The organism is Rhizobium sp. 32-5/1 (assembly GCF_029537235.1).
Taxonomy (GTDB): domain Bacteria; phylum Pseudomonadota; class Alphaproteobacteria; order Rhizobiales; family Rhizobiaceae; genus Pararhizobium.
The window spans coordinates 4,181,959-4,196,086 of record NZ_CP120638.1 but is presented as its reverse complement, the minus strand read 5'-3'; the positions used below and the strand labels follow the sequence as shown (position 1 = coordinate 4,196,086).

Here is a 14,128-nt window from a genome sequence, read left to right as displayed (position 1 = left end):
GCCGGTGATTTTTGCTTCCGGAATAGCGGCGCGCTGTGTCTGAAAAGGCACATGCCGCGCCCACCGGCCGCCGGCGGCTTTCTGCGATCGACCATATGTCGGCGCCTATCTGTTCATCTTCACCGAGGCATCGAAAAAACTGCACGACTTAAACGATTGTAGCAGGCGCGGCGCCGTCTTCACCCCTTTACAAAAGCATCCCAACTGGGCCACAGAAATCCCCATCACGGCGGGAAAGCGGCGCCTTGCGCCTGCCCCGCCCTTCGGTCTTGATAGGAAGCAGCAGGGAAAACGATGACATCCACGCGCACGGAAACAGATACGTTCGGCCCGATCGAGGTCGCCAGCGACCGTTATTGGGGCGCCCAGGCGCAACGTTCGCTCGGCAATTTCAAGATCGGCTGGGAAAAGCAGCCGCTGTCCATTGTCCGGGCGCTCGGCATCGTCAAGCAGGCGGCCGCCCGCACCAACATGGCACTGCAGGGCCTTGATCCGACGATCGGCAACGCGATTATCGAGGCGGCGCAGGAAGTGATCGATGGCAAGCTCAACGACCACTTTCCGCTCGTCGTCTGGCAGACCGGATCCGGCACCCAGTCCAACATGAATGCCAATGAGGTGATCTCCAATCGCGCCATTGAAATGCTCGGCGGGGTCATGGGCTCGAAGAAGCCCGTGCATCCGAACGATCATGTCAACATGAGCCAGTCCTCAAACGACACCTATCCGACGGCTATGCACATTGCCTGCGCCGAACGCGTCGTCCACGACCTGTTGCCTGCCCTCAAGCACTTGCTCAAAGCGCTGGAAGACAAGGTCAAGGCGTTCGATCACATCATCAAGATTGGCCGCACGCATACGCAGGATGCGACGCCGCTGACGTTGGGCCAGGAATTCTCCGGCTATGCGGCGCAGGTCGCCTCCTCGATCAAGCGCATCGAAATGACGCTTCCGGGCCTTTGCGAACTCGCCCAGGGCGGCACGGCCGTCGGCACCGGCCTCAATGCGCCGATCGGCTTTGCGGAAAAGGTCGCGGACGAGATCGCCCAGATCACCGGCATCGCCTTCGTCACCGCACCGAACAAGTTCGAGGCTCTGGCGGCCCATGATTCCATGGTCTTCAGCCATGGCGCGATCAATGCGGCGGCGGCGGCCCTGTTCAAGATCGCCAACGACATCCGCCTGCTCGGCTCCGGCCCGCGCTCGGGCCTCGGCGAATTGTCGCTTCCGGAAAACGAGCCGGGTTCATCGATCATGCCCGGCAAGGTCAACCCGACCCAGTGCGAGGCGCTGACCCAGGTCTGCGTTCAGGTCTTCGGCAACAATGCGGCACTCACCTTCGCGGGCAGCCAGGGTCATTTCGAACTCAACGTCTACAATCCGCTGATGGCCTACAACTTCCTGCAATCCGTGCAACTCCTCGCCGATGCGGCCGTGTCCTTTACCGATAACTGCGTCGTCGGCATCGAGGCCCGCGAGGAAAATATCAAGGCGGCGCTCGACCGTTCGCTCATGCTTGTCACGGCACTTGCCCCGAAGATCGGCTATGACAACGCCGCCAAGATCGCCAAGACCGCCCACAAGAACGGCACGACCCTGCGTGAAGAGGCCGTCGGCGGCGGTTACGTCACGAACGAGGAGTTCGACGCCGTTGTCCGCCCGGAGACGATGATCAGCCCGTCCTGACGTTACGATCCGCCCTGCGGAACGTATAGTGAAGCCATGCCCTCAGGTGCCCGCAAGCATCGTCGGCATGGCTTTTTTCTTGTTATTTTTTAACCTGCATAAGTGATAGTTCATGTGCTTATGAACAATCTTAACGAGGCCAATGACCAAACGTTAAGACTTCCAAAATCTTTTATGCCTAGAAGTGATGATGACAGATAACGCGATTGGACAGGAGCTTGCCATGCAAACGGCAGCCTCGCAAAAACTTCAGATTCCGGATATTGCTGCCCATGTCACGCATGCCATGCGGATTATGGGCATTTCCCTTTGCCGCGGAATTACGAATTGTATTACGAGGCCTATATCGGCTCCAACCCCAAGCTTACGAAGGAACTTGCAGCACTGGGCAGCAAAGCCACCCAGGAGGAACTGGATAGGATCGGCGCGCAGTATTTCAGCGATTTCCACCATCCGGCCATGGTCGATCGCGCCCATAGTCACATGGCCTCCGAACTGCTGGAGCTGCTGACCCTTCTCAAGGAAGAACAGACTGCGCTTGAAAGCTACAACCAAATTCTCGGCGAAGCCTATTCCAACATCACCAGTAAAAGCAGCGCCAGCGCGGAAATCCTGCGCCACGCCGTCGCCCTTTTGACGACAGCCACCGCCGACACGATGAACCAGGGCAAGGAGCGGGTAGAGAACGTTGAGTTAAAAACCTTCGAGATGGAGGTCATTCGGCAGGAACTCGACGAATACAAACGCATCGCCAACACAGATTCGCTGACGCGGCTTGCCAACCGCCGCGCCTTCGACGAAAAGCTGGCGACGGTCTACAATTCCGAGCAGACACGGGCCTATACTGGTCTTCTGGTCGTCGATATCGACCATTTCAAGAAGGTCAACGACAGCTACGGCCATCCGGTCGGCGACAAGATTCTCGCGACCGTCGGCACCGTCATCCGCGCCAACCTGCGCCGCGACGTTTTCGTTGCGCGCACCGGTGGCGAGGAGTTCGCAATCATTCTCACCGACAGCACGGTTGAGGAATGCCTGCAGGTCGGCGAACGCATCCGCAACGCGCTTGCCAACACGCCGTTCAAGAACTCCAAGACCGGCGTCAATTACGGACCGATCACGCTATCGGTCGGCATCTGCCCGGCAACGGCGGGCGATAATCCTGTTGACCTCTACAACAAGGCCGACATTGCGCTCTATTGCGCCAAGAACGCCGGCCGCAACCGGACGATCCTGTTCGAGGACGGCATGAAGAAGGATACCGGCAAGAGCTGGCTGATCTATCGCAAATAGCCCAGTCCTGACATAGCCAGTAACGGCGCCCCTGCGGCGCCGTTTTGCGTTTCCGGCTGGTTACCAGGGAAACAGCTCTGCTCCCTCCGACCCCCTAGAAAGGCGTCACAAGAGGGAGCGAACCGCGGATCTGCGGATGATCTCCCCAAACAACGGGAGAGACCACAATGATCCGCATGACCCTTGCCCTGATTGCCGCATCGCTTATCGCTGCCCCTGCTGCCCGGGCCGCAGGCAGCGACCGTCCCATCGAACTCGCCTCGCTGCAGACCAGCGCCGCCAAGACCGGCTGGCTGCAGGTGCTGTCGGAAGGCAAACCCGCCAAAGCGAAGGCACGCGCAAAGAAGGACATCAACACTTCGCCGATCGAGCGCGAGTTGATTGCGTTTGGCGAAAAGGCGGCCCCGGGCACCATCATCATCGACAATTCGGAACGCCGCCTCTACCACGTGCTCGGCAACGGCGTTGCCATGCGCTACGCGGTCAGCGTCGGCAAGGAGGGTTTTCTCTGGACGGGCAGCAACACGGTGAGCCGCAAGGCCGAATGGCCGACCTGGACGCCGCCGGAAGACATGCGCGCCCGCGAATCGAAGAAGGGGCGTATCCTGCCGGTCAGCATGAAGGGCGGCATCGACAATCCGCTCGGCGCCCGCGCCATGTATCTCGGCTCGACGATCTACCGCATCCACGGCACCAACCAGCCTTCCTCGATCGGCAAGGCCATGTCCTCCGGCTGCATCCGCATGGCCAACGAGGACGTCGAACATCTCTACGCCAACGTTACCATCGGCACGAAGGTTATCGTGCGCAATTGAAAGTCTGCATGATTTGGGGTGTGCGAGCCCCGCTCACCCTGAGTCAGCTTGCGTAACGCAAGCTGACTAGCCGCAGGCATTCGCGGAAGGCGTCGAGATCGGTATAAAGCGCGTCCTGAGGCGCATTGCCGACGACGAAGACACCGCCACGGCTTTCGATCCCGCCATCGAGCATCAGATTGTCGGCCATATCAAAATCCTCGATCGACAGCCCATCGGGTCCGCGCGTCCGCCCGTCGTCCGATTTTACAAGAGTGCCACCGTAGTAATCCGCACAGCGTTGGAAATGGTCTGTGGCAAAGTTGGTATAGCCGTAGACGACCTTGTCGAGCGCGCACATGAAGCCAAGCTCGAAGCTCGTGCCGACATCAGCGGCCAGTCCACGAAAAGGCGTGAGATTGGCAATGACCGCATCAGCTTCCCGCATCATGCCCTCATTGATCGCGCTGATGGCCAGGCCAAGGCCTTTCTTCGTATCCCTGGGCGGCACTTCCAGATCACCCGGGCACAAAGGTATGAAGCCCGCAGCGCGTGTCAGATCGGCCTTCTGCCCTAGGATTTCGCGGGCGTTGGCCAGAAAGACGTCAGGCCCGGCGAGGTAAATTTTCTTCTGCATGCAATGCTCTGCCTTCTTCAATTCGCGGCAGACCTTAGCGGCATGCGTCGCTCCCCGCTACCCTGGCAATGGCCAGAAGTTCCGGACGATATTCGAAGTGCATCGTGTCGTAGTGATACCAGCGCCCGCCCCAGATAAAGCCGTGACGTTCGAAACTTTCGACAATCTCCATGGGGAAACGGTTTTTGTAGCGCGGGACATTGCCGGGTTTGCCGCCGGACCAGAGCCAGTAGTCGGCATGGTTCGTGTTGAGGTCGATGGCTGCGGCGAAGCTGTGCACGGAGAGATTTGGGGCACCCGCCACCTTGCGCCAGTTGAAGGTTCCTGCGCTCGGGATCAGGTATGGCTTGAGATCGGGCTGTCTCTCAAGATCGTCGCGTACTGCCTCCAGCGCTGCGGCGACGCCGTTCCTCGTTGTCACCTTTACGCTCTGGCCAAACCAGTCAACAGTGCGCAGGCTTTTCGCGACCTCAGCCTTCGAACCACCGTAGAGCCGCGTGAGCAATGGCTCGCTGCGGATGCGCCCGGGATCGCCGTTTCGCGTTGGCACCGTTTCGCACGGGCCGGAAGGATAGAGCTGGAGCAGGCTGTCCTCGATGTCCCCCTCTGCCAGCCTTGCCGCATGGTCCTTTGTCCGGCCATCGTCGATGAGTATCGGCGGCCCGCCATCGCGGAAGAACAGCCGGTTTTCCTCCCGTCTTTCAAGCGTGTCCGGATAGGCGGCAATCAGCAGATCGACCTTTTGCGCAAGGTCGATATCGGACGCCAACACACCGGGTGCGCCGACGAGCAGAGCAACGAGGGCAACGGCAAAGCGGACCATGTCAATCAACGGTAATGTCGAGATAATCACCATCCGGCCCGCGATAGATTTTCACGTCGATGAGAACATCGCCCTGGACCAGCGCAGCGGCGGCGGCTCGGTCGATCGTTCCGAACTGAATCATCCGCTCGGCGCGCTCGCGGTTCTTAGCCGATGCAAAGAACGCATCGCCCTCGTCACCGGGCTGAAAAACCCCGTAACGATGATAATTCGCCCGGTCCTGGCGGATGATCTGCCAGGGTTCCCAGAGGCGTTCGTCGTAGGAATTGTAGAGGTCGTCTTGACCGATATAGGCGGTGTATCGCTCCACCAGCGAGATCGGCTCGCGCCGCGCCGGCGGAAATGGCAATCGTCGTGATCATCAGCATGGCTGCTGTCAGCTTTTTCATGTCCGGCTCTCCTACCCGTGGCAGGCTGATGTCGTCCGCCTGGCCTATTGCGGAAACGGGCCACGTGCGTGATTTATTCGCCAGCCTTGCTGCATCTACCACATGGTCTTGGCGGCGCGCTCCGGCCATTCTCGGTCATAGGTTTCGCGGTCAAAATCCGCCTTGGCCGCCTTCAGCAATGTTCCTGGGGTCGGCAGGTTCGCCGGATCGACAAAACGCTCCGGATTCCAGATCTGCGAGCGGATCAGCGCCCGCGCGCACTGGAAATAGACTTCGCCGATGGTGACGACAATCACGCTGCGCGGGTGTTTGCCATCGACGATGAATGATGTCGTCAATTCCGGATCGATGCTGACGACGGCCGTGCCGTTGATCCGCATCGTCGTCGTCGATCCCGGCACCAGGAACATCAGGGCGACGCGCGGATCACGCACGATGTTCGCCAGCGAATCGACACGGTTGTTGCCGCGCCAGTCCGGCATCAGCACGGTGCGCTCATCAGCGATCCGCACGACGCAGGCCTCGTCGCCGCGCGGCGAGCAATCGAGCCCTTCCGGGCCGACGGTCGCAAGGGCTGCAAAGGGTGAAGCCTCGATCATCTGCCGGTATTCCGGCGTCAGCACCGTCGTCACCTTGACGATAGACGCCTCGCTGGTTGCGCCATATAGCGCATTGAGGTCTTCCACCGTGCGAATGATCGTCATGCTTCTCTCCAAGACTTGAACAAGGGCTCTGTCCGGCAACAGCATGAAACTTTGATGACGAAGGCAAGGGAAAAATATCAGGCGACCGCCCGGTCTTGCCCTTCACCCAGAAAATCGCAGACAGCATCGATCACCGGTGGCGCGGACACGATGCGCCTGTGGCCGAGGCCATTGGCCCAAAGCAGGCGAACGCGGCTGTTGGCCGCCGCGTAGCGACGGGCATGGTCGGCCGCCACCTCCTTGTCATCCTCGGCATGGATTACCAGAACCGGGGTCCGCAACGATCCGAGCAGGCGCGCGGCGTCGAACTCCTGCAGCGGCCGGCCGGCCAACCGCTCGACAACGCTCTCCAAAGCCGCCTGGACCTTCGGCTTCAGCCGCATGAAGCGGCCGAAATCGGCAAACAGCCAGGCCATTTCACTCGGTGCGCCGATCAGCACCAGCCGTCCGGGGATGCGCGCGGGCACGCAGGCCAGCGCCTGCCCCGCGGCGCAGGCGAGGCTCGCGCCGCCGAAGGAATGGCCGACGGCTGCATCGAACGGCCCGAAATGACGCCAGGCCGCATCGACGGTCTGCACCGCCTGCGGCATCGTCAGGAAACGTCCCGGCGAGGCGCCATGCCCCGGCCAGTCGAGCGCCACGACCTCGGCACCCGTCGCCACCAGCCCTTCGATCAACGCCGTTAGATAATCAACACGCGAACCCCAGCCATGGGCGACCAGAATGCGCTTGCCGTTTGCCCGCACTGCGTCCGGCACAAACCGGTGGGCAATGGCCGCACTGCCGGCAAAAGACAGCGACAGGGACACCCGTTCGGCGCGGGCGAGCACCGGCGCCGCCTTTTCGAGTGCCGCGGCCTCTTTGGCATTCTTGGCGCGCCGCGATGGTGTCAGGCTGAAGATCTTGAAAGCCAGACGGCCGGCGCGGTCCGGCGAAAACAGTGAAACAGCGGCCAGTGACACACGGATGACCTCGAGCGCAAAGGATGGCATAGTGGGACTCCGATTATGTTCAATAATGAACAATAAAGTACAAGCATGAACAAAAATCAAGTCTCTTCCGCATCGTCCACATTTCCCTGGGATCATCCGCGTTTTCGCAGCTGGATTTCCGTCGCCCGCGCCTGCCAGCTGATGCAGCAGACATTGACGCGCGCACTCGCCCCGCTCGACATCAAGCCGCCGCATCTGGATATCCTGGTCAATCTTTACCGCTTCGAGGGCATCACCCAGCAGGAACTGGCACGCAAACTGCTGGTCGGCCGCTCCAACATGAGCATGCTTTTGCCTCAGCTGGAAAAACGCGGCCTGATCGAGCGGCGCGGCGACCGCAAGGACAAGCGGGTGCTGCGCCTGTCTCTGACCGCCTCCGGGCAGACGCTGACGCAGGAGGCAATGGCCATCCAGACGGCGCTGATCGAGAGATCGCTTGCCGGCGCACCGATCGAGGATTGCATCACGGTCGCCGAATCGATGGAGCGGATCATCGGCATCCTGCTTGCCGGCGAAAGTGATGCTGACGACGAATAGGCCTTGGCCTATTCCGCCGGTTTCAGCGACAGATATTCCCAGATCGCCACGATCACCAGCGTTGTCGCGCAGGCGAAGAACAGGAGATAAGGCTCAAGCACAACCGAGGCCGGGATCAACGCGACCAGCAGCCCCAGGCCGACCAGATGAGACAGGGGCAGCCGGGCCGCTAGCGAGCCCTTGATCCAGATATTTCCGAGAAGAAACAGCACCGGCCCACCGATCATTGCGCTCGCCGTCTTGAAATCCGTGTGCCCGTGCGGATGCGCCAGCATGAACTCCACCGCAACTGCATCGAGGATGATGCCGGCAACGATCGGGATATGCGCATAGGTGAACACGGTGCGGGCAAGTTCGCCCGGTGTATCCGTGTGCTCGATGTGCTGCGCTGCCCGCTGCTGGCCGAAGCGGAAATAGATCCACCACATCGTCACCGTCGTGGTGAAAGAGGCGAAGAACATGAGGAACGTCAGCGGGCTGAGCTCCATCTCGGCAAACTTGCCGCCGCCGATGAGAATGGTCTCGCCGAGGCAGATCAGCACAAACAGGGCGCAGCGCTCGGCCATGTGCGACCCGAGCACATCCCAGTCGTCGACCGTGGACTTGCCCAAGCCCGGCAGCCGGAAGCCCAGCGCTGGTGAGATGTACTCGATGACGATTGCGACGATCCACAGGGTCAACCGCATCTCGTTCTCGGCAAACATGCCGGCAATCCAGAAGATGCCGGAAAAGCACAGCCAACCGCTGATGCGGATGAAATTCATCCAGTTGTTTTGGCTATGGCCGGCAAAGGCATAGACCGCAAACAGCGATCGGCCGACCTGCATGCCGACATAGGAGAGCGCGAACAAGACGCCCTTGTCGCCGAACGCCTGCGGAATGGACGAAGAGAGGAGAAGCCCGCCGAACATCAGCGCAAACAGCATGGCGCGCACCGCCATGCGCTCCGGATCGAGCCAGTTGGTCACCCAGGTCGTGAAGATCCAGACCCACCAGACGGCCAGGACCATCACCGACATCTCGATCCAGCCGATCAGCGAATAATGTCCGGCGAGTGTATGGGATAGCTGGATGATCGAAAACACGAAGACGAGATCGAAGAACAGTTCGGCAAAGGCTACCTTGCCCTCCTCTCCTCCTTGCGGTCGCGCAGCCAGCGCGGGCGATCGGTCAGTGCCTCGAAAAATCCGGTCACAGCATCCCCTCGTCTTCCTTTTGCCGAATATCTCAGCGCGGCTTTTCTGCCTTGTCGCGGCTCATGCCCTTCGCCGCCAGGTCGCGTTCGTAATCGGCAAATTTCGTATCCCCGCTTTCTCCGAGTTCCCGCAAATAGGTCCAGGTAAAGATGCCGGTATCATGAAAATCATCAAAGCCGAGACGCACCGCGTAATTGCCCGTGGGCGTCGCCGAGATGATCGCGACATTGCGTTTTCCCGGCACGGTCAGGCCCTGCCCCGGCCCATGGCCCTGCACTTCCGCGGACGGCGAGAGGACGCGCAGCATTTCCGCCGAAAGCGCAAAGGAGGCGCCATCGTTGAATGTCACCGTCAAGCTCTGACGGTCCTTCGAGACCCGCAGTTCGGTCGGCCATATATCGGTCATGTTACGCAGTCTCCGTTCCCTTGCCTGAGCACTATCACGACGGCGGCAGCCCGACAAAGTCTCCCGCTTGTCATTTTACATTCGATTCATGCCCTTGCGTCTTGACGCCGCCGTCTTTGGTCACGACATTGATAGTCAAGGGAGAGTGGATTTGAACACCGCCATCATCGACACAACAGGCGCTGCAGCGCTGAACGACGCCAAGGCGCCGATGGTAGACCCGTTCGGCCGCGCCGTGACCTATCTGCGCGTGTCCGTCACCGATCGCTGCGATTTCCGCTGCACCTATTGCATGGCGGAAAACATGACCTTCCTCCCGAAGAAGGATCTGCTGACGCTGGAGGAGCTGAACCGGCTCTGTTCCACCTTCATTGCCAAAGGCGTTCGTAAGCTGCGACTGACCGGTGGTGAGCCGCTGGTGCGCAAGAATGTGATGTTTCTCGTGCGCGAACTCGGCAAGCACGTTGCGGTCGGCACGCTCGAAGAACTGACGCTGACGACGAACGGCTCGCAGCTCGCCCGCCATGCGGCCGAACTGGCCGATTGCGGCGTGCGTCGCATCAATGTCTCGCTCGATACGCTCGACCCGGAAAAATTCAAGGCGATCACCCGCTGGGGCGAACTTTCCAAGGTTCTGGAGGGCATAGATGCCGCGCAGGCTGCCGGCATAAAGGTCAAGATCAATGCCGTCGCCCTCAAAGACTTCAACGATCGTGAAATTCCCGACATGCTGCGCTGGGCGCACGGTCGCGGCATGGACCTGACACTGATCGAGACCATGCCCATGGGCGAGATCGACGAGGATCGCACCGACCATTACCTGCCGCTCTCGGAAATGCGCGACCGGCTGGCCGAACAGTTCACTTTATCCGACATCGCCTACAAGACCGGAGGCCCCGCCCGTTATCTCAATGTCGCGGAAACCGGCGGCCGGCTTGGCCTCATCACGCCGATGACCCACAATTTTTGCGAAAGCTGCAATCGCGTGCGCCTGACCTGCACCGGCACGCTCTACATGTGCCTTGGCCAGAACGACGCCGCCGACCTGCGCACGGCATTGCGCGCGTCCGAGGACGACAGCTATCTCTCTGCTGTCATCGACGAGGCGATTTCACGCAAGCCCAAGGGCCACGATTTCATCATCGACCGCGTCAGAAACAAGCCCGCCGTCGCCAGACACATGAGTGTCACGGGCGGCTGAAGCACTTTGGGGGCATGGACATGAAATGCACATCCTCTCTCTGGCGGGCATCGCCGTCGTCTTCTCCATGCATACGGCTGGTGCTCAGCCTATGGACCCCGGTCAGAACCAGCTTCGCGCGGCGGAGCGCTTCGTTCAGGCAGCGCTCGGCGAAGACTGCGATATGAACAGCCGCACCGATATTCCGCTCAATTCAGCCGAACCCGAGGATGTCAGCCATTTCGTCTATGACATCCGCTATCGCGCCTCCTACCAGTCCACGGGAGAGCCGGACAAGCAGGTCGCGCTCTTTCAGATGTTTTGCGGCATGGGCGCCTATAATCTGCAGCATGCCTTCCTGTTGCGCGATCCCGAAACCAGCCGCTTCCGCCTGCTGTCCTTCGCCCGTCCGAAGCTCGGCCTCGACTATGCCGACGACGAACAGACCAAGCTGAAGACGCCACCACGGATCGACGGTTATTCGGCAAACCATCTCCTCGTCAACGCGACCTTCGATCCGGTGAGCAAAACCATTTCCAGCCATGGCTTCTGGCGCGGCCTTGGCGACGCCTGGGATCGTGGCGCATGGATCTTCTCCGACCTTGATTTCGTGTTGTCCCGCTACGAGGTCGATCCGACCTTCGATGGCGGCACACAGCCAGACAACCAGAAGAGTTATGTCGTCTATCCAACTCGATAGGCATGCCCGCCGCCTGTTCGGCCGGACACGAAAAAGCCCGCCTCCGTTTCCAGAGGCGGGCTTTTCGACAGTCAGTTCTGTTTAGGCCGCGTAGCTGCGACCATAGCTGTTGCCGCTGCCATAGCCCTGTGTCGAACGGCTGGTACCCGTCTTGAAGCGCTCGATCTTCTCGTTGAGAATATCGACCTGGCGACGAAGCCCGTGGATCTCGGCGGTGTTCTCCTCGACCATGGCAGCATTCTGCTGGGTAATCAGCTCGACTTGGCGCACCGCCTGGTTGACCTCGTTAAGGCCGCGATACTGATCGGCGGCAGCCGATTCGATGTTGCTGACCAGCTGGTGGATGGTCGAGATGTGGTCGTTGATGACGGTCAGCGCCGTGCCCGTCTCCTGCACCAGTTCGACACCACTGCGCACCTGCGCCGAGCTTTCGGAAATCAGCCCCTTGATCTCTCGGGCAGCACCCGCGCAACGCTGGGCAAGCTCACGAACCTCTTGGGCGACGACGGCAAAGCCGCGACCGGCCTCTCCTGCCCGCGCCGCTTCGACACCGGCATTGAGCGCCAGGAGATTCGTCTGGAAGGCGATTTCGTCGATGACGCTGATGATCGTAGAAATCTTGTCGGACGATTTGTTGATCGCGGCCATGGCATCGATCGCCTTCGACACGACCTGTCCCGAATGCCGGGCGTAGCTGTGCGTCTCGTCCACTGAAACTGTGGTCTTGCGCGCACTTTCAGCGGTCGAACGGACAATCTCCGTCAACTGGCCAAGGGCACGTGAGCTCTGCTCGAGAGCTGCGGCCTGCTGTTCGGTGCGGCGGGCCAGATCGTCGGCAGAGGCCGCCAGATTGCTGGTGCCGCCGGTGATCTCGTCGGTCACGATACGCACATCGATGAGCGTGGCCCGCAGCGCCTCGACGGCATTGTTGTAGGTGCGGGCCATGACAACATAGTCGGCGGAAAGATTTTCGGCCATGCCTTCTTCCAGATTGCCGTCGGCAAGCTTGGCCAGGACATCCGACAGCGCCGTGAGTGCCTGCATCTGTTCAGCTTCGATCCGGGCACGCTCGCGGTTGCGGCGTGCTTCCTCTTCCGCTGAAAGGGTGCGAGCGACTTCCGCCTCGCGCTCCAGCCGAACGTTTTCGACCGCGTGATCGCGAAAGACGGCAACCGAGCGCACCATATCGCCGATTTCGTCGCCACGGTTGCGGCCCTCGATGGGAACTTCCAGATCGCCATTTGCCAGTCGTGTCATGGTCTCGGTAACGCGCTTCAGCGGCCCACGCAGCGTTTCAATCAGCATCAGGCCGCCGATGATGGCCAGCAGCGTGCCGGCGACCATGGCGATGATCGAGACATCAGCCGAACGTTGGCTATCCTGTTTGCCAACTTCCTGGGCACGGCTAACGAAGTTTTCGAGCGTCTGGCTGGCGTCCGCCACCAGTGTCGCAACCTCGGCCTTTGCAACCTGCCAGCGGGCACCCACGTCGATCAGTTGCGCTGTACCGCTATCGATCTGCTCGAGCGACGGCGTCAGCTTGCCAAGCAGGTCACGCAGGGCTGCATTCTTGCCACCCGTCTCGGAAAGCTTGGTCGCCGTCTCGCGAACGGCAGTGATATCGGCGATAACGGCAGCGCGGCTTTCAGCGGTCAAGTTGCGGTGCAATTCGCTGATATGCAGGCGGGTTGCGTCGAGCCCCTTGAAGGTCTCGTCCATCAAGGCAATCAGGCTTTTCAACAGCGAAATCTCGCTGTCCATGCCGACGAAGCGCTTGGCCGCCGTATCCGAGTTCTTCACAGCTTCCTTGGCGAAATCGGCTTCGTACTTGGAGAATTTGCTGAGGATAGGAACGAGCTTCGTCTTCTTGACGTCGTTTGCGTCCGAAGAGGCGATGATCGCGGCAATCTTTTCCGCATCCGTGCGAACCACGGCAATCTGTTTGCGCACCTTGTCCGACGCAATCGCCTCGGCATCAGCAATCTGCTTCATCAGGTGGGGAAGGAATTTCTGCGCGGCACCAAGCTTGGCGTCGGGCGCAACAGCCATGGTCACGGGGAGGCGGAATTTCTTGATGCGCTCGGCGAGCCCCTGATAGGCCGCGGCGTCGAACAACAAGGCCTTGGCGAAGGATTCCTTTTCGCCCGCCTCTTTCCGCAACACATCGATTTGCTTGTAGGCCATATTGCCCTGCTTGGTCATTTCCGTCAGCGCCGAATCCAGCGAAGTCGCCACAGCATCACGCTCGGTCTCAATCGACCAGAGCTTTTCAGAACCGCTGCGCATCGTGTCGCCAAGCATCAGGACGGAAGCGATTTCAGCCCTGTCCGCATCCGTCGGCAAGAGGTCACTCAAAGAACGCACGCCGGCCTCTTGCTCACCAACTCGGCCCGCCAACTCCTGACGCGTTTCATCGGTCGGATTGTCGGTAAAGCGCTGCACCGCGCTGCGCAGCGCCTGGAAATCGGAAAGACTGCTGATGGTCTCGCGCGTGACGGTCATGTGCCCGTTGAGCGTGCTCGCAGTGAAATAGCCCACAAGGCCGATACCGGCGATCAGCGCGACAAGTGGCACGACAAACAAAAGAACCTTTGTAACGATGCGAAGACGCTGCAGCGAACGGTCGATCAGGGACATTCCGGAACTCCAGATGATGAGAAAATCTGTCATTCCCGCAGGGCGATCTTCATCATCGAAGAGCCCATATGCCGCGCGCATCAAGGTGCGCCCTCAGCATATTCCGACCGACCTGACGGAAGCGATCTTCCATTACATCGGCCATTCACATCAT

The 14,128-nt window shown here is 60.3% G+C and carries 13 protein-coding genes and 1 pseudogene; 6 read left to right on the top strand and 8 right to left on the bottom strand.

From position 1 onward, the window contains the following. Positions 1-294 precede the first annotated feature (294 nt). From fumC to P6U16_RS21045, 3 genes and pseudogenes are all read left to right on the top strand, one after another. A complete protein-coding gene (gene fumC, locus P6U16_RS21055; RefSeq protein WP_277702079.1) occupies positions 295-1,686 on the top strand; it encodes a class II fumarate hydratase in 1,392 nt (463 codons plus the stop codon). Between the two features lie 223 nt (positions 1,687-1,909). Next, positions 1,910-2,979 (top strand): annotated as a pseudogene (locus P6U16_RS21050) (GGDEF domain-containing protein). Positions 2,980-3,149: 170 nt separating this feature from the next. Further along, entirely contained in the window at positions 3,150-3,794 is a 645-nt protein-coding gene (locus tag P6U16_RS21045) for a L,D-transpeptidase (RefSeq protein WP_277703934.1), read from the top strand. A gap of 43 nt (positions 3,795-3,837) precedes the next feature. Here P6U16_RS21045 and P6U16_RS21040 read toward each other — a convergent pair whose 3' ends face one another. The 5 genes from P6U16_RS21040 to P6U16_RS21020 form a co-directional block, all read right to left on the bottom strand. Next, a complete protein-coding gene (locus tag P6U16_RS21040; protein ID WP_277702078.1) occupies positions 3,838-4,410 on the bottom strand; it encodes a nucleoside 2-deoxyribosyltransferase in 573 nt (190 codons plus the stop codon). 34 nt (positions 4,411-4,444) lie between these two features. Further along, the gene (locus P6U16_RS21035; RefSeq protein ID WP_277703933.1) at positions 4,445-5,233 is read right to left on the bottom strand and encodes a M15 family metallopeptidase; all 789 of its coding nucleotides are present in this window, start codon (positions 5,231-5,233) and stop codon (positions 4,445-4,447) included. A gap of 1 nt (position 5,234) precedes the next feature. Beyond that, on the bottom strand, positions 5,235-5,582 hold the full coding sequence (locus P6U16_RS21030; RefSeq protein ID WP_277702077.1) for a hypothetical protein: 348 nt from the start codon (positions 5,580-5,582) through the stop codon (positions 5,235-5,237). Between the two features lie 135 nt (positions 5,583-5,717). After that, the gene (locus tag P6U16_RS21025; RefSeq protein ID WP_277702076.1) at positions 5,718-6,326 is read right to left on the bottom strand and encodes a pyridoxamine 5'-phosphate oxidase family protein; all 609 of its coding nucleotides are present in this window, start codon (positions 6,324-6,326) and stop codon (positions 5,718-5,720) included. Positions 6,327-6,403: 77 nt separating this feature from the next. Beyond that, entirely contained in the window at positions 6,404-7,318 is a 915-nt protein-coding gene (locus P6U16_RS21020) for an alpha/beta fold hydrolase (protein WP_277702075.1), read from the bottom strand. A gap of 45 nt (positions 7,319-7,363) precedes the next feature. Between P6U16_RS21020 and P6U16_RS21015 the strand changes: the two genes are divergently transcribed. Beyond that, entirely contained in the window at positions 7,364-7,855 is a 492-nt protein-coding gene (locus tag P6U16_RS21015) for a MarR family transcriptional regulator (RefSeq protein ID WP_277702074.1), read from the top strand. Positions 7,856-7,863: 8 nt separating this feature from the next. Here the strand turns inward: P6U16_RS21015 and P6U16_RS21010 are convergent, their stop codons facing one another. Together P6U16_RS21010 and P6U16_RS21005 are read right to left on the bottom strand one after the other, a co-directional pair. Next, on the bottom strand, positions 7,864-8,940 hold the full coding sequence (locus P6U16_RS21010) for a low temperature requirement protein A (protein ID WP_277702073.1): 1,077 nt from the start codon (positions 8,938-8,940) through the stop codon (positions 7,864-7,866). Between the two features lie 142 nt (positions 8,941-9,082). After that, positions 9,083-9,457 (bottom strand): DUF971 domain-containing protein, encoded by a 375-nt coding sequence (locus P6U16_RS21005; protein ID WP_277702072.1) that lies wholly within the window; start codon positions 9,455-9,457, stop codon positions 9,083-9,085. 151 nt (positions 9,458-9,608) lie between these two features. On the opposite strand from P6U16_RS21005, the gene moaA reads away from it, so the two are divergent. Together moaA and P6U16_RS20995 are read left to right on the top strand one after the other, a co-directional pair. Continuing rightward, positions 9,609-10,658 carry a GTP 3',8-cyclase MoaA gene (gene moaA, locus P6U16_RS21000; RefSeq protein ID WP_277702071.1) on the top strand — a complete coding sequence of 350 codons (1,050 nt, stop codon included), beginning with the start codon at positions 9,609-9,611 and terminating at the stop codon, positions 10,656-10,658. Positions 10,659-10,683: 25 nt separating this feature from the next. Then, positions 10,684-11,337 (top strand): DUF1176 domain-containing protein, encoded by a 654-nt coding sequence (locus tag P6U16_RS20995; protein ID WP_277702070.1) that lies wholly within the window; start codon positions 10,684-10,686, stop codon positions 11,335-11,337. A gap of 81 nt (positions 11,338-11,418) precedes the next feature. Here P6U16_RS20995 and P6U16_RS20990 read toward each other — a convergent pair whose 3' ends face one another. Beyond that, on the bottom strand, positions 11,419-13,974 hold the full coding sequence (locus tag P6U16_RS20990) for a HAMP domain-containing methyl-accepting chemotaxis protein (RefSeq protein WP_277702069.1): 2,556 nt from the start codon (positions 13,972-13,974) through the stop codon (positions 11,419-11,421). Positions 13,975-14,128 lie beyond the last annotated feature (154 nt).

Excerpts from the sequence above, each read along its gene's own strand:
- P6U16_RS20995 (WP_277702070.1), top strand. The coding sequence starts at position 10,684 with ATGCACATCCTCTCTCTGGCGGGCATCGCCGTCGTCTTCTCCATGCAT.
- P6U16_RS21005 (WP_277702072.1), bottom strand. The coding sequence starts at position 9,457 with ATGACCGATATATGGCCGACCGAACTGCGGGTCTCGAAGGACCGTCAG.
- P6U16_RS20990 (WP_277702069.1), bottom strand. The coding sequence starts at position 13,974 with ATGTCCCTGATCGACCGTTCGCTGCAGCGTCTTCGCATCGTTACAAAG.
- P6U16_RS21040 (WP_277702078.1), bottom strand. The coding sequence starts at position 4,410 with ATGCAGAAGAAAATTTACCTCGCCGGGCCTGACGTCTTTCTGGCCAAC.
- P6U16_RS21020 (WP_277702075.1), bottom strand. The coding sequence starts at position 7,318 with ATGCCATCCTTTGCGCTCGAGGTCATCCGTGTGTCACTGGCCGCTGTT.
- fumC (WP_277702079.1), top strand. The coding sequence starts at position 295 with ATGACATCCACGCGCACGGAAACAGATACGTTCGGCCCGATCGAGGTC.
- P6U16_RS21035 (WP_277703933.1), bottom strand. The coding sequence starts at position 5,233 with ATGGTCCGCTTTGCCGTTGCCCTCGTTGCTCTGCTCGTCGGCGCACCC.
- P6U16_RS21025 (WP_277702076.1), bottom strand. The coding sequence starts at position 6,326 with ATGACGATCATTCGCACGGTGGAAGACCTCAATGCGCTATATGGCGCA.
- P6U16_RS21015 (WP_277702074.1), top strand. The coding sequence starts at position 7,364 with ATGAACAAAAATCAAGTCTCTTCCGCATCGTCCACATTTCCCTGGGAT.